This window comes from Leucobacter musarum subsp. musarum, assembly GCF_001273845.1.
Lineage (GTDB): Bacteria > Actinomycetota > Actinomycetes > Actinomycetales > Microbacteriaceae > Leucobacter > Leucobacter musarum.
The window spans coordinates 369,241-386,141 of the sequence record NZ_JHBW01000087.1; the positions used below are offsets into that span (position 1 = coordinate 369,241).

Consider the following 16,901-nt stretch of genomic DNA (forward strand, 5'->3'; position numbering starts at 1 on the left):
TCTTTAGGCCTCCGTGGCGGTGGTCTTGCGCTCGGTGACCAAAGCGCGGAATCGATCGAAGAGGTAGAACGCGTCGTGCGGGCCGGCGGCCGCCTCGGGGTGGTACTGCACCGAGAACGCGGGGATGTCGAGGCACTCGAGGCCCTCGACGACCTGATCATTGAGGCTGAAGTGGCTCACCTGCACGCGACCGAAGCCCTCGGGCGCGTCGATCTCGCCCTCGATGGGCGCGTCGACGGCGAAGCCGTGGTTCTGCGCGGTGATCTCGACGCGACCGGTGCGCTTGTCGAGCACGGGCTGGTTGATGCCGCGATGCCCGAACGGCAGCTTGTAGGTACTGAAGCCGAGCGCGCGCCCCAGCAGCTGGTTGCCGAAGCAGATGCCGAAGTAGGGCACGCCGTCGCGCAGCAGTTCGCGCAGCACGACGACCTGCGCATCGCTCGCTGCAGGATCGCCGGGACCGTTCGAGTAAAACAGCGCGTCGGGCGCGATCGCGCGGATCTCCTCGAGCGAGGTCGACGCAGGCAGCACGATGACGTCGAAGCCGTGCTCCGACAGGTACTGCACCGTGGCGCGCTTGATCCCGAGATCGAGCACCGCGATCGAGCCGACGCGGTCGACGCCCTCGGCCGCCGGAACGTCGTAGCGCTCCGGCGTCGTGACGGCCTCGGAGAGGTTCTTGCCGGCCATCGACTCCTGCTCGCGCACGAGTTCGAGCTGCGCCTCGTCCGAGAGATCGAAGTCGACGCCCGAGAACACGCCCGCGCGCATGGCACCGGCCGAGCGGATGTGGCGGGTGATCGCGCGCGTGTCGACACCGGAGATGCCCACGACGCCGTCATTCACGAGGTCTTCGTCGAGCGAGCGCTCGGCCCGGAAGTTCGACACGCGCCGCGCGGGGTCGCGGACGATGAACCCGGCGACCCAGATCTTGCGCGACTCCATGTCGGTGTCGTTCACGCCCGTGTTGCCGATGTGCGGTGCCGTCATGAGCACGATCTGCCCCGCGTACGAGGGGTCGGTCAGCGTCTCCTGGTACCCGGTCATGCCCGTCGAGAACACGACCTCGCCGAGCGTGCGCCCGGTCGCCCCGTATGCGCGCCCCACGTATCGTCGGCCGTCTTCCAGCACCAGCACGGCGTTGCCCGTGGGCACCGCCGCAGCCGGGGGCACGGTGACGCCTTCGGGCGTCACGGCGGTTGCCGTCTCTTCGGTCGTGTTCGTGGTCACGCATCCTCCTGGGTGGTGTGGGAAGGGGTATGGGTCTGAGAAGCCGGCGCAGCTGGGTCGGCCAGCGCAGCCGGTGAGAGTGCGGCGATGGCGCGCTCGAAGCGCAACTGTTCGGCGGGGTCAGTGAAGCGGAAACTCGATTCGACCTCGCGGCCGTCGGTTGCCTGCCACTGCAGCAGGGACAGGCCATCGCGCTCGACTGCCTTGCCGACGCGGCGACTCGCGACATCGGCGCCGAGCACTCGATTCGCCGGCAGGTGCACGGGCGACTCGCCAGTCACCGCGACCGTGACGCCGTCGGCGCGGATGGCCAGGTCGGCGAAGCCCTTGTAGCGCAGGCCCGGAATCGACAGCCGCTCGAGCGGTGCACCGATCGGGGTCGTCGAAACGTAGCTCGCGTGCGGGAACTCGGCGAGCACTGCGCCGACCAGTGCCGCGCCGTGCTCGGCGAAGCCGCCGTGGCGACGCGCTCGCGCGCGCCATCCGAGCCACATGCCGAGCAGAATGATTGCCGCGATGGCGATCATGATGATCGCAAAGGTGCCGCGGCTCATCGGGCGGCTCCTGCGGCAGCCACGGTTTCGGCGGCGACGAGCTCTCCGTCGTCAACCGTGAGATACCCGCGACGCACGGTGAAGGCGACGCGGCCGGGCAGCTCCATACCGAGGAACGGCGAGTTCACGCTTTGACCGCGCAGGTGGTCGGTCGAGAACGTGCTCGTGCCGCTCGGGTCGACGAGCACGAGGTCGGCGGGCTGGCCCGCTTCCAACGCACTCGGGTGCCCCTCGAGTCGGCCGATCTCGGCCGGGCGCTGCGAGAGCAGTACCTCAAGCTCGGCCCAGCTCGCGTGCGCCTCCTGCACGAGAGTGAGCAGCGCGATCGGCAGGGCGGACTCAAGGCCGACCATGCCGAACGCCGCGGCGTCCCACTCGCAGTCTTTCGCCTCGACGGGGTGCGGCGCGTGATCCGTCGCAATCATGTCGATGATGCCGTCGGCGACAGCCGCGCGCAGGGCGCGCACGTCTTCCTCGCGACGCAACGGCGGATTCACCTTGTACCGGGCGTCGTAGCTGCGCGCCAGCTCCTCGGTGAGAATCAGATGGTGCGGCGTGACCTCCGCTGTGACCTGCACGCCGCGGGCCTTGGCCCAGCGAATCACCTCGACCGAACCCGCCGTCGACAGGTGGCAGATGTGCAGGCGCGCCCCGATGTGCTCGGCGAGCAGCACGTCGCGGGCGATGATCGACTCTTCGGCGACCGCGGGCCAGCCCTTCAGCCCGAGCTCGCTCGACAGCGCGCCCTCGTTCATCTGGGAGCCCTCGGTCAGGCGCGGGTCTTGCGCGTGCTGCGCGATCACGCCGTCGAAGGTCTTCACGTATTCGAGGGCCCGACGCATGAGCAGCGGGTCATGCACGCACTTGCCATCGTCGGAGAACACGCGCACGGCAGCGCGCGAGTCGGCCATCGCGCCGATCTCGCTGAGGCGCTCCCCCGCGAGATCTTCGGTGACCGCACCGATGGGGCGGACCGTCGCGTAGCCCGCCGCATCGCCGAGTGCCTGCACCTGCTCCACGACGCCCGCCGTGTCTTGCACGGGCAGCGTGTTGGCCATCGCGAAGACGCTCGTGAAGCCGCCTGCAGCGGCCGCGCGCGTGCCCGTGAGCACCGTCTCCGACTGCTCGAACCCGGGCTCGCGCAGGTGGGTGTGCAGGTCGACCAGACCGGTGAGGGCAACGAGTCCCTCCGCGTCGATGACGCGCTCGCCCGCACGGGGCTCGAGACCGCCCGCGGCCTGGGTCGCGCGCTCGACGATGACGCCACCTGCGATGCGCAGATCCACCGCCGCCGCGTCGGAAACCTGCTGCCCGCGCTGCGTGAGCGCGCCAGCCAGACGGGCTCCGCGGATGAGAATTCCTGAGGTCGTGTCGGTCATGCCTGCTCCGTTCGTTCGCCGGAAAGTAGAAGATAGAGGGCCGCCATGCGCACCGAAACACCGTTGGCGACCTGCTCGAGCACCGTGGATCGCGCCGAGTCGGCGGCGCTCGACGAGATCTCGAGACCGCGGTTCATCGGGCCGGGATGCATCACAATCGCGCGTTCGGTAAGCGCCGCCAATCGCGCGTCGTCGAGGCCCCAGATGCGGGCATACTCGCGCTCGTTCGGGAAGAAGGCGGCGTGCATGCGTTCGCTCTGGATGCGCAGCATCATGACGACGTCGGGCTGCTCCTCGCGCAGCGCAGCGTCGAAGGAGTGATGCACGGTCACCGGCCACCCGCGGGCGCCGTACGGCAGCAGTGTCTCGGGGGCGACGAAGCTCACGTGGGCGCCGAGCGCCGTGAGTAGCCAGAGATTCGATCGAGCGACCCGCGAGTGAGCGATGTCGCCCACGATCACGACGGACACTCCATCGAGATCGCGGCCGCGGCTCGCGTCGCCGAACAAGCGACGACGCATCGTGAACGCGTCGAGCAGCGCCTGCGTCGGGTGCTCGTGCGTGCCATCGCCGGCGTTGAGCACCCCGGCATCGATCCAGTTGCTGCTCGCCAGCTTCGCCGGTGCACCCGAGGCGGGGTGGCGGATCACCACACCGTCTGCACCGATCGCCTGCAGGGTTTGCGCCGTGTCTTTGAGCGATTCGCCCTTCGACACCGACGAACCCTTGGCGCTGAAGTTGATGACATCGGCGCTCAGGCGCTTCGCGGCGGCCTCGAACGAGATGCGCGTGCGCGTCGAATCTTCGAAGAAGAGATTCACGACGGTCTTACCGCGCAGAGTGGGGAGTTTTTTGATCTCGCGCTGCTGCGTCGCCGCCATGTCTTCCGCGGTGTCGAGAATCAGGATCGCCTCGTCGCGCGACAGGCTCCGGGTGTCGAGCAAGTGCCTCATGCGGTGGGCTCCGTGCTCGCCCCGGGCTCCACGCTGGCGCGACCGTCATCGGCGGTCTCGCCCTCCGAGGTGATGGTCACCTCGTCGACGCCGTCGTGCTCCTCGAGCCGCACCGCAATGCGTTCGTGCTTCGCGCTCGGCAGGTTCTTGCCGATGTAATCCGCGCGAATGGGCAGCTCGCGGTGGCCGCGGTCGATCAGTGCGGCGAGGCGGACGACCTGCGGCCGCCCATGATCGTTCAGCGCATCGAGCGCGGCGCGCACGGTACGACCGGAGTACAGCACGTCGTCGACCAGCACGACCGTGGCACCGTCGATACCGGCTACCGGCATCTCGGTGGGGTGCGGCGCGCGCGTGGGGTGCTGCGCCAGGTCATCGCGATACATCGTCACGTCGAGGCTGCCCACGGGCACTTCGACGCCTTCGATGCGCGAGATGATCTCACCGATGCGTCGGGCGAGGTGACTGCCGCGGGTCGGAATGCCCACGAGAACGAGCCCCTCGACGCCCTTGTTGGCCTCGATGATTTCGTGCGAGATTCGGGTCAGCGCACGCGAGATTTCAGCGCCTTCCAGCACCGTTCGCGTTCCCATTAACCGAGCCCCCCTTCCCCGCCTCACGGGACGGAATTTAAAGAAAAGCTTGCAACCCCGCCAGCCTACCGCATCTGCAGGCCGCGATCGTCCGCTCCATCCGCGAGAACGACGAAGCCCCACCTCCGGACATGCCGGCAGGTGGGGCTTCAGAGCGAGGCGTCAGGCGCCGGCGTGATCCGCGATCTTGCCGAGCACACCGTTGACGAACCGACCGGAGTCATCGGTGGAGTACTCTTTCGCGAGTTCCACGGCTTCGTCGATCGCGACCGCTGCGGGCACCTCATCGTTATGGATGATCTCCCATGCCGCAAGACGCAGCAGTGCTCGATCGATGTGAGGCATGCGCTCAAGGGTCCATCCTTGCGCGTAGCTCACGATGAGTTCATCGATCTCGTCTCGGTGGTCGGTGACCCCGTCGACGATCTCGCGGGCGTACAACCAGGACGCTGCGCGATCGGGTTCACCCGCGGCGCGCTGCGCTTCCGCGTTCACGATCGCCGCCATGGACTCGCCGCGCAAGTCGGCCTGGTAGAGCATGTCGAGCGCGCGCTTGCGCGCCTTGGTACGTGCAGACATTCAGGATTAGTCGTTGACGCGGCCGAGGTAGTCACCCGTGCGGGTGTCGACCTTGACCTTCGTACCGGTCTCGAGGAACAGCGGCACCTGGATCTCGGCGCCGGTCTCGACGGTCGCGGGCTTCGTGCCACCGGTCGAGCGATCGCCCTGCAGGCCGGGCTCGGTGTAGGTCACCTCGAGCACCACCGATGCAGGGAGCTCGATGTAGAGGGGCTCGCCCTCGTGCAGCGCGATCTGCACCTGGAGGTTCTCGAGCATGAACTTCGCAGCGTCGCCGACCACGGTGTTCGACACGGTGAGCTGGTCGTAATCGCTCTGATCCATGAAGACGAAGTCCTGGCCATCCTGGTACAGGTACTGGAAGTCGCGGCGATCAACGTTCGCGGTTTCGATCTTTGCACCCGCGTTGTAGGTCTTGTCGATGATCTTGCCCGACACGACATTCTTCTGCTTGGTGCGCACGAAAGCGCCGCCCTTGCCCGGCTTCACGTGCTGGAACTCCACCACGCTCCACAACTGGCCGTTGTCCTTGATGACGGTACCGTTCTTGATGTCATTCGAGCTGGCCATGCAGTGTTTCTCCGGATTCTGTAAAGTTCAAGCGCCCAAATACGCGCCGAACCAGCATACACGGCACCCATTTTAGACGCTCTCTACAATGCAGGGGCTGTGGCGTGCACGATTCTTCTAAGCTCGCAGCATGCACATGATCTTTCGAACACTCTGGCATCAGTGGTTCGTCGGCCGGCGCGGCGAGAAACTCGGATTCGACGGGGTCTCGCGATCCCGATTCCGCGTGTGGCCCACCGATCTCGACATCCTCCGCCACATGAACAACGGCAAGTACCTGTCGATCATGGATGTCGCACGATTCGACCTCATCCAGCGCAACGGCGTATGGGAATTGTTCGCGCGCGAGGGCTGGTACCCGGTCGTCGTCGGCCAGACCATCTCGTACCGCAAATCTTTGAATCCGTGGATGCGGTTCTGGATCGAATCCCGCATCCTGGGTTTCGACGAGCAGGCGGTGTACATGGAGCAGCGATTCGTGCGCCCCGACACGCAGCGACGACCCGACATCTATGCCCGCGCAGTGGTGCGCGCGCGCATCCTCCGGCGGTCGGGCGGCGTCGTGCCGGTCGACGAGATTCTCGCAAAGAGTGGCGCCGACCCCGCCCAGCTCGTCGTGCCCGACGACGTGCTTGAGTGGGGGCGCACGACGCGACTCCCGTCGACCCGAACGGACGCGATCAGCGATTGGACCGACTCGCGGCGCTAACCCAGTGGGGTACGCGCTCCGAGGTGGGGGCCCTGATTCCCGATCTCCCGGCAGGTGATGCGGATCGCCCGCTCGCTGGCATCGTAGACGTGCCTGGCCGCGAGGCGCCCCTCGGAAAGCGGCCCCGCAAGCCAAGTGAAGCTTGCATTGTCGACGGGCGGTTCGCCCGCGGCCGCACGCATCAGCTGCAGCATAAGCATTTCGGGGAGGGTCGCGTGCGGCCCGTGGTCGAACCCGAGTCCGAGTATCGGTGGGCGAGCTTCCGACGGCACGGCTCTGAAAGTCCAGACGGCATCCGCGCCCGGCACCGCGGGCGAGCCCTCCGGAGCCGCGTCGAGCAACGGGAACTCCCGCTCGGCTTCCGGCCCGAACACGAGTGGTGCACCCTCCGCGGATTCGGCGTACGCCTGACCCACACCCGACTCAGCGGCACGCGTGAACCCAGCAATCCAGCGATCGCGGCCAAGACCGTGCGGGGCGGGCACCGCGAGGTACTCCCCCGTTGCAGCGCCACCCTCGCGCCCCGCGCCACGAGTGCCACGACCCGCGCATGCCTCGTCGTCATGCGGCAGCACTCGCGCGATCTCCGCAAGATCGACCCCTGCGGCGGCAAACGCCTCGGGCTCGGGCAACGATACGCCGAGCCAGCCAGCGGCAGTGCGCGCCGCAGCGAAGGAGCGCTCGGCGAACGCGGTTGCTGCAGCACCCGCCACGTCGGCAAACGCCGCGTGCGGCAGAAGCCTTGACGCCGCTCGATCGAGCTCGGTATCCGCCGCCGCAGCCGCAACCGCCGCTGCGTCTCGCGTGCCGTGCACGGCGAGCGCGGCATCGAGTTGGGTCGCGAGCTCCGGGAAGAGCAGTCTCGCGAGCTGCACTCCGCCCCCTCCATCGGCACCTTCCACCGGCAGCGCTGTTGCGTCACCAGCGATAGCCATTGCTCCATCGATGCCGACCGCATCATGCTTCGCGCGCACGTCTTGCTCCTCTCACCGTCGCCACGATACCTCTGAGCGCAGCCTCATGTCGCACACGTGCACCTCAGCCCCGAACCCGCGACGACGCGACTTCGTCGACGACGAGTGCGCGCAGGGCGTCGGGAAGCGTCCGCACGTCGTCGATACGTCGCGCGTCGGGAGCGTAGCGCACCACCGTGTCGCCGGCGCCGAGTCCGATCGCGTGCACCCGAATGCCCGCTCGACGGAGACGTTTTGCCGCGTGCTCGGCGGCGAGCGGATCGTTGGATCCGCCGTCGGTGACCAGAATCACCACGCGACGCCGCTCGAGCGGTTCGGTGGGAAGCTGACCCGAATCGACTTCGAGCCCGAGCGTCGTGACAGCAGCGCGCAGTGCCGCGCCGTCGTTGGTCGATCCACGCGGCTCGCGCAGCGCAGCGTGCACGGCGATGCGGGCCGCATCACTCATGCCCGCAGAAAGCGGTTTGACCACTTCGACCGTCGAGTCGAACACGATCAGGGCCACCCGGATGTCGAGCTCCAGCGGCAGCCCGCCCACGCGTTCGGCTTCAGCGACGTCGCGAGCGACACCCGCGAGGCCCTCGCACATGATGAGCATGGCGTCCGAAGCGAGGGAGGCCGCGGCGCCCTGCATCGAGGCTGAGCGGTCGACGATCAGCACGTAATCGGTGCTGCCCGCGCGACGTGTGCGCCGCATGCGCAGGGTGTGATCTCGAAAAGCGCGCGGTTGCGGCGCACCGGCCCGGGCCTCGGCAACGGCACTCGCCAGGGCCTCGACGGCGAGCTCGGACCCCGTGGACCGTGGCCGTGAGCTGGGGTGTCGACGCGGCACCAACCTGTCGGCGATCACCTCCGCCCAGACCGACCGCATGCGCTCGATCTCAGCTGAGAGCGCTTCGGCCCGCGTGCGATAGGCATCGAGCGAGACTCGCGCGGCGCCACCCCCGGTTCCGGCACCGGCGTTCTCTCGGCGCTGCGTCGGCGAGGAGTCCGGTTCCGCGTCGCGCGCGCGATCTGACGGTGCCGGCAACCTGCTGTCGAGGTGGCCCCCGCCGGGCATCGGCGTATCGAGCATCCGCTCAACGAATCCGGCGTGCTCGGCAGCGAACAGGTCTGCCCCCTCCGCCCGCTCGCGCCCCTCGCCCGCACGTGCGCGATCGTCTGTTGCGTTCGGATCCGCACCCGGGTCAGGCGTGGACTCGGCATCATCGGCCGACTGCGCACTCGCGTTTGAGTCGCCGCTTCCGGGAGCCGTCAGCCCCATGTCGGCGGGCACGTCACCGGGATGCTCCGACCCGCGAGCGTCGGCGTCCGAGTTCGCCCCATCGGCGTCCAAACCGCGCTCACGCGCGTCAAGCGCCAGCAGACGTTCGTAGCCCGGAAGCAGGAGTGCGATCGCGCGCAGGTAGCGTTGCAGTGCGGATCGACGCCGATCGGTGTTGAGCACGCGACGCACGCCGAATACTCCAGTGCTGACGTCTGGCTCGGCGTTCACCGCCTGCCATTCCGCGCCGACCTCGCGGTCGAACCCGGTGATGCCGGCCGTATCCGATACGTCGGCTGCCGCCGCAAGCACCAGGACGACCCACTGCAGATGTCGCGGAAGTGCCGACACGTCGGTCGGCAGGCTCCGTGCCAGTGCTGCGCCCAGCGCGGACCGCAGCCCCGGCATCACACCAATGAGCTCGGCAACGGCTTGCGCGCGGTGCACAGCGTCAAAGAGCGGAGTCGCATTCGGACGAAGCCGTGCGAGCGACGCCCGCCGTCGAGATCGAGGTACTTCAACGCGTTCAGCTCGGGGACCCTCCCAGAGATGCAGCAGTGCGAGCGCGACGGTCTCCCGCACCCCGTGACCCCGCGCGGCGTACCAGCCGAGACCGACGGAGAGCCCCTCGTCGGTGCGCTCCCAGCGATCGCCATCGCTGACATCGAGGGCGATGCCGACGATCGCGCGTACGGCCTCCAACTGGGCTCGGATGTGAGCCCGCGCCTCTGCGTCGACGCCGGGAACCGCTTCGGCTGCACGCTCGGCACGCGCTGCCACAGGGGCTGCCGCAGGCGTAGCGTCCGGGTCGATCATGTCGCCACCCTATCGCCGGGCTCCGACATTCGCGCCCGTGGTAGCGTGACGCTCATGTCGCCGTTCGTCACCGATCCCGTCGTGCTCGAGGCGGCGGAGCTTCGCGCCGAACGCCGTCGCATTCTGCGCGCGCTCGCCCCCATCGACACCGGCGCGCACCTCGCAGACGTCGACTCGCAACGCGTCGAACTCGAGCACGACCTCGCCGCCACGGAGGGCGACCTGGCGGCGCTGCTGCAGCACCCCGATCACGGTGCTCGGATCGACCGCGCGCTCGACGAACGGGCGGCGACGCTTCGACTGGCCGCCCACGCGCGCGTCGATGCCCGCCGCAGCGAGCGCCTGGACGCCGACGCCGACGCCATCCTCGCGAGCGCCTCGCACCCGGCTCATTCCGGTGGCGCCCGTGAGATCACGCGCGGCGAGTCGATTCGCATCGCCGCCCTCCGCAGCGCGGCGCGAGACCTGCGCGAGGGCCGCCAGCCACACGCTCCAGGCACCGAGGCCCCGGCAGCGTCCAACAATTGGCGATCCGGCGTCACCACCGAGCAGCGACGCGACGCGGTCCTCGATGCACTCGGCGCCGTGCGCATCCGCGAGGCGCGCGTCCAACTGCGGGACGGCCTGCTGCGCACCTCCCAGATGCGCGGCATCATCTCGGAGGCGCTCCCCGGGCTGCGGCTCGGTGATCCGGTGCTGCTCATCGGTGAGACCGGCGGCGCGAAAACCGCGCTCGCCGAATACCTCTCCCGCCACGGACTCGGTCGCGAACCCGAACTCGTGTCGGGCTACGGCGACATCACGAGTGCACAGGTCATCGGTACGCACGAGCTCCGGGCGGAAGACGGTGCCACCGTCACCGTGTTTACGCCCGGGCCACTTGTGCGGGCCATGACAGAGGGCCGGCCGGTCATTCTGGACGAGGTCAACGCCATGCCCGCCGAGTTCTTGAAGCGCCTCAATCGCATCCTGCAGCTGCGCCCCGGCGACTACCTCGACGTGCAAGAGGACGCGGGCCGGCGCGTCGAGATCGCTCCGGGCTTCGCCATCATCGCGACCGCGAACGAGCAGACCCCGCACCGCTATCGCGGCCTCGACCGGCTGAGCGCAGAGCTCGTCAACCGATTCGGCGCCCACGCCTACCGCGTGCACTACCCCGACTCGGGCAACGACTACGCCGACTTCCCTGCGGAGAATGCCCTGCTCGCGGTCGCGTCGGTGGCAGACCAGCACGGCCGACTCCCCAGCCACGTACCTGTCGACGCGCTGACCCGCGTCGCCCGCGCCGCGTTCATCAGCCAGCAGGTGTTCGCCGGAGCTCACGGCACCGGGTTCTCCGAATACGTCAGCTCCGAGCGCAGCATCGACGGTCGGCCCGGTCTCGAGGAGACGGTGCTGGCGCCCCGAACGCTGGTCGCGATCCTGCGCAAGGTGGCCGGCAGCGCCGGAGCGATTTCCCTCGAGCGCGCCCTCACCCGCTTCGTCGAGGGCACGATGCACCGCGAAGACCGGCGCGTGCTCGCACTGATCCTCGAGGGGCAGGGATTCCGCCTCGGCGGCCTGTGAGCCGAAGCTGCCGGATCGCCTTCGCGCTAGTTCGCGATCTCCTGGTACGCGAAATGCAGCATCGACTCGTCCACGCCGGCGAGCACCCGCGGCTTGCCGATCTCGTCGAGCACGATGAATCGAAGCATGCCCGCACGCGCTTTCTTGTCGCGCTGCATCGCGGCGAGCAGCCCCGGCCAGCGGCCAGCGGGGTACGCGAGCGGCAGCGTGAGCGACGACAGGATGCGCCGGTGCCGGTCGACCGCTTCGTCTGACAACGCGCCCGCCATCCGTCCGAGTTCGGCAGCGTACATCATGCCGATCGAAATCGCGACGCCGTGCCGCCATTGGTAACGCTCAGCGTGCTCGATCGCGTGGCCGAGGGTGTGCCCGTAGTTCAGGATCTCTCGGAGCCCGCCCTCCTTGAAATCTTCGGAGACGACCCGGGCCTTGACCCCGATCGACAACTCGACGACGCGCTGGAACTCGGGAGTCGACGGGTCGGTCGCCCGGTCGACGTCACGCTCGAGGATGTCGAGGATCTCGGGCTCGGCAATGAACCCGCACTTCGCGATCTCGGCGAAACCGGCAAGGATCTCATTGCGCGGCAGCGTGTCGAGCAGCTCCAAGTCGCAGATGACCGCGGCGGGCGCGTAGAAGCTGCCGACGAGGTTCTTTCCCTCAGTGGTGTTGATGCCGGTCTTGCCCCCGACGGAGGCATCGACCATGCCGAGCACGGTCGTGGGAATCTGCACCAGGCGCACGCCCCGCAGCCAGGTCGCCGCAACGAACCCGGCGAGGTCGGTCACCGCGCCACCACCGAGGCCGATCACGGCATCGGTACGCGTGAAGTCGGACTGTCCCAAGATCTGCCAGCAGAATGCAGCCACTTCGACGCGCTTCGCCGATTCGGCATCGGGCACTTCCGCGAGCAACACCTGGGTGTAGCGCCCCTGAAGCGACTCACGGAGGTCATTGGCAATCTTGCCCACGGTCGGCGTATGCACGATCAAGACCTTCGCCACGCGGTCACCGAGCGCCTCGGGCACGCGCTCGAGCAGCCCACGACCCACGGTCACCGTGTACGACGTCTCCCCTGTGACCTGAATCTCTGTCACCTGCGTGTCGCTCTGCGCGGCCTCGGTCATTCGTGTTCCTCCGTGGATACTGATCGGTCGGTGCGTTGCGGGCGCTGGCTTCGGCCGTTGCCGCGAGCCCACTGCGCGACGCGGCGCACCAGTTGTTCCTGCGTCGCACGGTCGGTGCGGTAGGTGACATCGGCCACCTCTTCGTAGAGCGGGCGCCGCTCCTTCAGAATGCGCCCCCACGCCTCCGGATCGTCGCGCAACAGGGGTCGACGCGACAGATTTGCCGTGCGCAGCACGGCTTCCTGCGTCGTCATCAGCAGCACGACCGGGTGCGAGTTCAACAGTTCTCGGGTCCGCTCCGACAGCACCGCACCGCCGCCGAGGGCGACAATGCGGCATCCTTCAGCAGCGAGTTCCTCCGCGATGACCTCGGCTTCAATGCGCCGAAACTCGGGTTCGCCGTGTGCCGCAAAGAACTCGGTAATCACACCGTGTCGACGCACGAACACGGCATCAGTGTCGACGAACGGCACGCCCAGCTCACGAGCGACGCGCTTGCCGAGACTGGTCTTGCCCGCGGCCATAGGACCAACGAACACGATCGCACGATCCGGAAGTCGTGCCCCCGGCTTCCGTCGCCGGCGTCGTCGATTGCGCGAGCGCGCGGGAGCGGCTCCGGCGGCAACACTCTCGGCCTTCGCTCGATCAGACCGCGGTTCTCCGCGGTCTGTCTCCGCAGCCGCTGCCGCCTCGGCTGCAGTGATGATCTGCAACGGGCTCGTGGGAGGCGATGGCTTCGGGCGATGCGCCGGTGGCCCGGCATCGCGCGCGATGCGCCGATGCGCGCTCATCGCGCTCGACCGCTCACGACTCGATGACGGTCGCCAACCGCTCCGGGATGGCCGCAACGTACGCCTCGAGATTGCGACGCGTCTCGGCGACGCTGTCGCCGCCGAACTTCTCGGTCACCGCATCGGCGAGCACGAGCGCCGTCATCGCCTCGGCGACGACACCCGCAGCGGGCACCGCCGACACGTCGCTGCGCTGATGGTGCGCCTTCGACGCCTCACCGGTGGCGACATCGACCGTCGGAAGCGCGTGAGGCACCGTCGCGATGGGCTTCATGCCGGCACGCACGCGAAGTACCTGCCCAGTGGTCATGCCGCCCTCGATGCCTCCGGCGCGCGTGGTTTCGCGCGCGATGCGTCCGCCCTCAATATGCAATTCGTCGTGCGCGACCGACCCGCGACGGCGCGTGGTCTCGAAGCCGTCACCGACCTCGACGGCCTTGATCGCCTGGATGCCCATGAGGGCGCCGGCCAGACGCGAATCCAGACGACGATCCCAGTGCACGTACGATCCGAGCCCCGGCGGCAACCCGTAGGCGAGCACCTCGACGATGCCACCGAGCGTGTCGCCCGACTTCTTCGTGTCGTCCACCTCGGCGACCATGCGAGCGCTCGTCTCCGCGTCGAAGCACCGCAGCGGATCAGCATCGAGCGCGGCGACATCGTCGGGGCGCGGCAGCGGCGCATCTTCGGGCACGGCGACCTCACCCATCGAGAGCGTGTGGCTCACGAGCCTGATGCCGAGCTCCGCGAGGAATGCGCGGGCGACGGCACCGAGCGCGACGCGGGCGGCGGTCTCGCGCGCGCTCGCGCGCTCAAGCACCGGGCGCGCCTCATCGAAGCCGTACTTCTGCATCCCCGCGAGGTCGGCGTGCCCCGGACGGGGGCGCGTCAATGGCGCACCGCGGCCGCGGGACTTCTCGGAGAGCTCAGTCGCCTCAGCAGACATCACTTCAGTCCACTTCGGCCACTCCGTGTTGCCGATGCGAATCGCGACGGGGCCGCCGATCGAAACGCCCTGCACCACTCCGCCCGAGACATTGAGTTCGTCTTGCTCGAACTTCATGCGCGAGCCGCGGCCATAGCCCAGCTTGCGACGAGCGAGATCTTCACGGATCCCGTCAAGCGAAACGGGCACGCCCGCAGGCAGCCCTTCAAGGACGGCAATCAGTTCGGGGCCGTGAGATTCTCCGGCGGTCAGCCAACGCAGCATACCCGCTATCCTCCCACATCACGGCGGCACCAACCGACTCCGCAACGCAAGACGGCTCCCCCAGCTGCGACGTCAGACTGCGGCGCGCATCGCCCGGAGCACCTCGGCTTCGTTTTCGAGCGGGCGATCCGGATCGCCATTCAGGAACAGGCGCACCTGCACAAGGGCTTGTTCCACCAGCATCTCCGTGCCAGCAACTGCGGTGCCGCCTGCGGCCCGCCAGCGCGCGGCCAGCGGTGACGGCCAGGGATCGTAGGCCACGTCGAAGAGGGGCACGGCGAGCAGCGATTCGGGAACATCGATCGTCGCCGCTGCCTGCCCGGGAAGCGCCGAGACGACCAACGTCGGCGAGGCCCGCAGCGCGTCTACGTGCGCTTCGACGACGAAGGCTGCTCCTCCGGCCCCCGGCGCGTCCCTCGAGAAGCGCGAGACGAGATCGGCCACTGCTGAGCGATTGCGCGCGCGCACCGTCACGTGCTCTGCTCCCAGACGACGCAACGCCAGAATCGCCGACACAGCCGTTGCGCCAGATCCCAGAACAACGGCGTTCCTCACGTCGAGCTCCGCGCCAGTAATCGCTGCAGCCAACCCCGCGACATCAGTATTGGCGCCATACCAACCGAGTTCGCGTCGCACCAGCGTATTCACGACACCACTCTCTCGCGCGACCTCGTCGAGCTCGAACGCGATTCGGTGTGCTTCGACTTTCAGCGGCATCGTGACCGAAAAGCCGAGCCACTCGGAGCCGCGTTCGGCGAGAAACGCTTCGAGCTCGCGTTCACCGCACTCGATCGCACGATATGCCCAGTCGAGGCCGAGCACCCGATACGCGGCCTCGTGAATGCGCGGCGAACGCGAGTGGGCGATCGGCGAGCCCAGCACTGCCAGTTGTGCGAGGCTCGCCACCGATGTCGTCATCTCAGTCGCACCGCGTGCCGCCGGCGTCGCGGTGCGCCGTGCACCATTCGCCGAGTTTCGCCACTGCCGCATCGTGCTCCTCGTTGGTCGTCGAGAACACCGTTTCACCGGTCTCGAGGTTGATGGGCACGAAGAACAACCACGTGCCATCTGCCGGATGGATCGCGGCATCGATGGCGACGTCACCGGGCAGACCGATCGGCCCCACGGGCAGACCGGGGTTCGCATACGTGTTGTAGAGGTTCGATGCGTTCGCGCGCTCTTCCTCGGTGGTCCACACCGTGTGCGTATTCCCCGTACCGTAAGCGACCGTCGCATCCGACTGGAGCAGCATGCCCTGATCGATGCGGTTCAAGAACACCCGCGCAATCTTCGGGAAGTCGTCGAGATTCGCGCCGGCCTCGCGCTGCACCACCGACGCGAGCGTGAGCACTCGCCACTCGTCGCCCTCGGGGACGCCGTGCTCGGCAAGCGCCTGCTTCATGCGATCAACCATGGTCTGCACGATCGTCTCGGCCGTGTCGCCGGGCTCGAACGTGTAGGTCGCCGGGAACAAGAATCCCTCGATGGATGGGAACTGCGCCGGAACTCCGAACTTCGTGGGGTCGGCAATTGCCGCCTCGAAATCGGCCATCGGAATGCCGACCACATCGGCCGTCGTCTGCAGCGCGTCCATCGCGGCCATCCCCTCGGGGATCGTGACGGTGAGCTCCATCACATTCGCCGGATCGAGCATGGCGTCGAGGGCCGACTGCGCACTCATCTCGAGCTTCAAGCGGTACGTTCCGACTTGGAACTGCACCTCTTCGTCTTGCTCGAGCAGGAGGTCGTAGAAGGCCTCAGGAGTCTTCACGACGCCCGCCTCGGCGAGGGCATCTGCCACGTCCGAACCGATCTGCCCCGACGTCACCGTGATCAGCACCTCACCGTGGCCTTCACCCTCATAGTCGTCCGAGGTCCACCCCAGCGCCTTCGAGATGCCGGAGCCATAGTGCGACCAGAGATAGGCCCCCGCGCCGGCGAGGCCGCCGAGCAAAAGAACGGTCACGAGCAACGAGATGATGACGCGCCGCCCCGTCTGGCGCTTTTCTTCGCGCGTGCGTGCATTCATTCCGTGGCCTCCTCGGTCACTGGTGTGTGCATTTCAGCGGACGTGTCGCTCACGTCAGCCAGATCTTCTCGAGCCTGTTCGGCCGTCTCGTCGACACCGGGCAGCAGCACCGGATCGCCGGGCGCCGTGCCCCGCGCCCGCTCGATATCGAGCGCGTGCTGCAGAATCACCACGGCTGCCGCCTGGTCGATGATGGAACGACTCTGTTTGGTCTTCTTGCCCGCTTGCCGCAGTTGACCCTGCGCGGACACCGTCGACAGCCGCTCGTCGACGAGACGCACTGCGATAGCATGCGGTCGCAGGTGAGCCGCCAACCGCCCGGCAAACGCCTCGGCGTCTTCGGTCGAAAGTGTGCGCTCGCCGCGCAGATTCAACGGGAGCCCGACCACTGCTTCAAACGCATCGAGATCGCTCGCGATGGCCGTGATGCGATCCAAGTCGGCCGTGCCCGACCTCTCACGGGGCACGGTCTCGACCGGAGTCGCAAGCATGCCGTGGCGGTCGCTTCGAGCAACACCGATGCGGGCCTTGCCCACATCGATGCCGATACGCACGCC

At 68.0% G+C, this 16,901-nt stretch carries 17 protein-coding genes; 2 read left to right on the top strand and 15 right to left on the bottom strand.

Annotated elements, in window-relative coordinates; all coding sequences use genetic code 11:
• Nucleotides 1-3: 3 nt before the first annotated feature.
• The 7 genes from carA to efp form a co-directional block, all read right to left on the bottom strand.
• Nucleotides 4-1,173, bottom strand: coding sequence for a glutamine-hydrolyzing carbamoyl-phosphate synthase small subunit (gene carA, locus CH42_RS10730; protein WP_193392093.1), 1,170 nt, complete (start codon nt 1,171-1,173; stop codon nt 4-6).
• 53 nt (nt 1,174-1,226) lie between these two features.
• Nucleotides 1,227-1,784 (bottom strand): PH-like domain-containing protein, encoded by a 558-nt coding sequence (locus CH42_RS10735; RefSeq protein WP_053353154.1) that lies wholly within the window; start codon nt 1,782-1,784, stop codon nt 1,227-1,229.
• Entirely contained in the window at nt 1,781-3,163 is a 1,383-nt protein-coding gene (locus CH42_RS10740) for a dihydroorotase (protein WP_193392084.1), read from the bottom strand. The genes CH42_RS10735 and CH42_RS10740 overlap by 4 nt, the downstream gene beginning before the upstream one ends.
• Nucleotides 3,160-4,116: an aspartate carbamoyltransferase catalytic subunit gene (locus CH42_RS10745; protein ID WP_053353155.1), complete on the bottom strand. Its 957-nt coding sequence runs from the start codon at nt 4,114-4,116 to the stop codon at nt 3,160-3,162. The genes CH42_RS10740 and CH42_RS10745 overlap by 4 nt, the downstream gene beginning before the upstream one ends.
• Nucleotides 4,113-4,709, bottom strand: a complete 597-nt coding sequence (gene pyrR, locus CH42_RS10750) for a bifunctional pyr operon transcriptional regulator/uracil phosphoribosyltransferase PyrR (protein WP_053353156.1) — start codon at nt 4,707-4,709, stop codon at nt 4,113-4,115. Before pyrR ends, CH42_RS10745 begins: the two co-directional genes overlap by 4 nt.
• Nucleotides 4,710-4,871: 162 nt before the next feature.
• Complete coding sequence (gene nusB / locus CH42_RS10755) at nt 4,872-5,288, bottom strand: transcription antitermination factor NusB (protein WP_053353157.1); 417 nt, start codon at nt 5,286-5,288, stop codon at nt 4,872-4,874.
• A gap of 6 nt (nt 5,289-5,294) precedes the next feature.
• Entirely contained in the window at nt 5,295-5,858 is a 564-nt protein-coding gene (efp, locus tag CH42_RS10760; protein ID WP_053353158.1) for an elongation factor P, read from the bottom strand.
• A 130-nt stretch (nt 5,859-5,988) separates the two neighbouring features.
• On the opposite strand from efp, the gene CH42_RS10765 reads away from it, so the two are divergent.
• A complete protein-coding gene (locus tag CH42_RS10765) occupies nt 5,989-6,567 on the top strand; it encodes a thioesterase family protein (RefSeq protein ID WP_053353159.1) in 579 nt (192 codons plus the stop codon).
• On the opposite strand, the gene CH42_RS10770 is transcribed toward CH42_RS10765, so the two are convergent.
• Both CH42_RS10770 and CH42_RS10775 read right to left on the bottom strand, forming a co-directional pair.
• The gene (locus tag CH42_RS10770) at nt 6,564-7,541 is read right to left on the bottom strand and encodes a hypothetical protein (protein ID WP_239684019.1); all 978 of its coding nucleotides are present in this window, start codon (nt 7,539-7,541) and stop codon (nt 6,564-6,566) included. The genes CH42_RS10765 and CH42_RS10770 overlap by 4 nt on opposite strands.
• 64 nt (nt 7,542-7,605) lie before the next feature.
• Nucleotides 7,606-9,621 carry a vWA domain-containing protein gene (locus CH42_RS10775; protein ID WP_082309403.1) on the bottom strand — a complete coding sequence of 672 codons (2,016 nt, stop codon included), beginning with the start codon at nt 9,619-9,621 and terminating at the stop codon, nt 7,606-7,608.
• A 54-nt stretch (nt 9,622-9,675) separates the two neighbouring features.
• Between CH42_RS10775 and CH42_RS10780 the strand changes: the two genes are divergently transcribed.
• Nucleotides 9,676-11,187, top strand: coding sequence for an AAA family ATPase (locus CH42_RS10780; protein ID WP_053353161.1), 1,512 nt, complete (start codon nt 9,676-9,678; stop codon nt 11,185-11,187).
• Between the two features lie 26 nt (nt 11,188-11,213).
• Here the strand turns inward: CH42_RS10780 and aroB are convergent, their stop codons facing one another.
• From aroB to ruvX, 6 genes are all read right to left on the bottom strand, one after another.
• Nucleotides 11,214-12,314, bottom strand: coding sequence for a 3-dehydroquinate synthase (gene aroB, locus CH42_RS10785; protein ID WP_053353162.1), 1,101 nt, complete (start codon nt 12,312-12,314; stop codon nt 11,214-11,216).
• Nucleotides 12,311-13,105 carry a shikimate kinase gene (locus CH42_RS10790; protein WP_053353163.1) on the bottom strand — a complete coding sequence of 265 codons (795 nt, stop codon included), beginning with the start codon at nt 13,103-13,105 and terminating at the stop codon, nt 12,311-12,313. The genes aroB and CH42_RS10790 overlap by 4 nt, the downstream gene beginning before the upstream one ends.
• Nucleotides 13,106-13,118: 13 nt before the next feature.
• Entirely contained in the window at nt 13,119-14,315 is a 1,197-nt protein-coding gene (aroC, locus tag CH42_RS10795; protein ID WP_053353164.1) for a chorismate synthase, read from the bottom strand.
• 72 nt (nt 14,316-14,387) lie between these two features.
• On the bottom strand, nt 14,388-15,305 hold the full coding sequence (locus CH42_RS10800; protein ID WP_239684020.1) for a shikimate dehydrogenase: 918 nt from the start codon (nt 15,303-15,305) through the stop codon (nt 14,388-14,390).
• Nucleotides 15,235-16,344, bottom strand: a complete 1,110-nt coding sequence (gene mltG, locus CH42_RS10805) for an endolytic transglycosylase MltG (protein ID WP_053353165.1) — start codon at nt 16,342-16,344, stop codon at nt 15,235-15,237. Before mltG ends, CH42_RS10800 begins: the two co-directional genes overlap by 71 nt.
• The gene (gene ruvX / locus CH42_RS10810; protein ID WP_082309431.1) at nt 16,341-16,898 is read right to left on the bottom strand and encodes a Holliday junction resolvase RuvX; all 558 of its coding nucleotides are present in this window, start codon (nt 16,896-16,898) and stop codon (nt 16,341-16,343) included. The genes mltG and ruvX overlap by 4 nt, the downstream gene beginning before the upstream one ends.
• Nucleotides 16,899-16,901 lie beyond the last annotated feature (3 nt).

Excerpts from the sequence above, each read along its gene's own strand:
- CH42_RS10735 (WP_053353154.1), bottom strand. The coding sequence starts at position 1,784 with ATGAGCCGCGGCACCTTTGCGATCATCATGATCGCCATCGCGGCAATC.
- CH42_RS10740 (WP_193392084.1), bottom strand. The coding sequence starts at position 3,163 with ATGACCGACACGACCTCAGGAATTCTCATCCGCGGAGCCCGTCTGGCT.
- CH42_RS10745 (WP_053353155.1), bottom strand. The coding sequence starts at position 4,116 with ATGAGGCACTTGCTCGACACCCGGAGCCTGTCGCGCGACGAGGCGATC.
- pyrR (WP_053353156.1), bottom strand. The coding sequence starts at position 4,709 with ATGGGAACGCGAACGGTGCTGGAAGGCGCTGAAATCTCGCGTGCGCTG.
- nusB (WP_053353157.1), bottom strand. The coding sequence starts at position 5,288 with ATGTCTGCACGTACCAAGGCGCGCAAGCGCGCGCTCGACATGCTCTAC.
- efp (WP_053353158.1), bottom strand. The coding sequence starts at position 5,858 with ATGGCCAGCTCGAATGACATCAAGAACGGTACCGTCATCAAGGACAAC.
- CH42_RS10765 (WP_053353159.1), top strand. The coding sequence starts at position 5,989 with ATGCACATGATCTTTCGAACACTCTGGCATCAGTGGTTCGTCGGCCGG.
- CH42_RS10775 (WP_082309403.1), bottom strand. The coding sequence starts at position 9,621 with ATGATCGACCCGGACGCTACGCCTGCGGCAGCCCCTGTGGCAGCGCGT.
- CH42_RS10780 (WP_053353161.1), top strand. The coding sequence starts at position 9,676 with ATGTCGCCGTTCGTCACCGATCCCGTCGTGCTCGAGGCGGCGGAGCTT.
- aroB (WP_053353162.1), bottom strand. The coding sequence starts at position 12,314 with ATGACCGAGGCCGCGCAGAGCGACACGCAGGTGACAGAGATTCAGGTC.
- CH42_RS10790 (WP_053353163.1), bottom strand. The coding sequence starts at position 13,105 with ATGAGCGCGCATCGGCGCATCGCGCGCGATGCCGGGCCACCGGCGCAT.
- aroC (WP_053353164.1), bottom strand. The coding sequence starts at position 14,315 with ATGCTGCGTTGGCTGACCGCCGGAGAATCTCACGGCCCCGAACTGATT.
- CH42_RS10800 (WP_239684020.1), bottom strand. The coding sequence starts at position 15,305 with ATGCGGCAGTGGCGAAACTCGGCGAATGGTGCACGGCGCACCGCGACG.
- mltG (WP_053353165.1), bottom strand. The coding sequence starts at position 16,344 with ATGAATGCACGCACGCGCGAAGAAAAGCGCCAGACGGGGCGGCGCGTC.